The organism is Pseudomonas sp. SDO55104_S430 (assembly GCF_054070595.1).
The window spans coordinates 1-201 of the sequence record NZ_JBSVXG010000536.1 but is presented as its reverse complement, the minus strand read 5'-3'; the positions used below and the strand labels follow the sequence as shown (position 1 = coordinate 201).

Below are 201 nucleotides of genomic sequence, written 5' to 3'. Positions count from 1 at the left end.
TGGCTGAAGGTGGAGCTGATCGCCTGAAAGAACGTCAACTGGCCGAAGGCGGTGCTGATCGTCTGCGCGAACGTCAATTGGCTGAAGGCGGTGCGGATCGTCTGCGCGAACGTCAACTGGCTGAAGGCGGTGCTGATCGTCTGCGCGAACGTCAATTGGCTGAAGGTGGAGCTGATCGCCTGAAAGAACGTCAACTGGCCG

At 59.2% G+C, this 201-nt stretch carries 1 pseudogene; it reads right to left on the bottom strand.

The features are described 5' to 3' along the window. A pseudogene (locus tag ACW9JE_RS31010) lies at positions 1 to 201 on the bottom strand (hypothetical protein); the annotation flags it as partial.